The 1,062-nt window shown below is 65.2% G+C and carries 2 protein-coding genes; both read left to right on the top strand.

Annotated elements, in window-relative coordinates; genetic code table 11:
• On the top strand, positions 1-649 hold a 649-nt coding region (locus tag BKY26_RS19765), incomplete at its 5' end, for an ABC transporter ATP-binding protein (protein ID WP_071692076.1).
• Positions 646-1,062: ABC transporter ATP-binding protein (locus BKY26_RS19760; protein WP_131541955.1), on the top strand; the 417-nt coding region annotated here is incomplete at its 3' end. The genes BKY26_RS19765 and BKY26_RS19760, both read left to right, overlap by 4 nt.

The raw sequence follows: 1,062 nt of genomic DNA, 5'->3' as shown, positions 1-1,062 counted from the left end.
GATCGGCCCCAATGGCGCGGGAAAATCGACGCTAATCGCGCAGATCTCCGGCGCGCTGCGACCTGACAGCGGGCAGGTGATCTTTGACGGGCAGGATGTGACGGCGCTTTCGACGACGCAGCGGGCGCGGGCGGGGCTTGGCCGAACCTTCCAGATTTCGGCGCTGGCGATGGAATTCACCGTGCTGCAAAACGTGGTGCTTGGTGCGCTTGGGCAGCGGGGCAAGGTCTATCGCTTCTTCGGCAACGTGATGCGAGACAAGGCCCTGTTGGCGCAGGCGGAAGACGCTCTCGAACAGGTGGGCCTGGCCGAGTTCCGCAACTTCGTCACCGCAGAGCTGTCCCACGGCCAACGCCGCCAGCTGGAGGTTGCCGTGGCGCTGACCCTGCTACCCAAGACCTTCCTGATGGATGAACCGATGGCAGGGCTTGGTGCGGAAGGCTCGCACCGTCTGACCGGCTTCCTCGACGGGCTGCGAACCCGCGCGCCGATCCTGCTGGTGGAGCATGACATGGACGCGGTTTTTGCGCTGGCCGACCGGATCAGCGTGCTGGTCTATGGCGAGATCATCGCCACCGGAACGGCGGACGAGATCAAGGCCGATCCGCGTGTGAGAGAAGCCTATCTGGGCGAGGAGGACGCGGCATGAGCCTTCTGAAACTGTCCCATGTCTCAGCCTTCTATGGCGCGTCGCAGGCCCTGTTCGATGTGCATCTCGATCTGGCTGAGGGCGAGGTTCTGGCGCTGATGGGGCGCAACGGGATGGGCAAGTCGACCACCGTCAAGGTGATCTGCCGGATGCTGAAGAACCGGGGCGGGTCGGTGATGTTCGACGGGCAGGATCTGGGATCGGTTCCGGCGCACAAGGCGGCGCGGGCCGGGATCGGGCTGGTGCCGGAAGGCCGCCGGTGCTTTGCGCCGCTGACCGTGCAGGAGAACCTGATCGCGGCAGCGCGCAAGGGACATTGGGATATGGCGCGGGTCAGCGAACTGTTCCCACGACTGGGGGAACGACAAGACCAGGTCGCCTCGTCCCTGTCCGGCGGCGAACAGCAGATGCTG

This window comes from Nioella sediminis, from assembly GCF_001879695.1.
Classification (GTDB): Bacteria; Pseudomonadota; Alphaproteobacteria; order Rhodobacterales; family Rhodobacteraceae; genus Nioella; species Nioella sediminis.
Note: the sequence above shows the minus strand (reverse complement) of the source record. Positions and strands in the feature narration are given on the sequence as shown.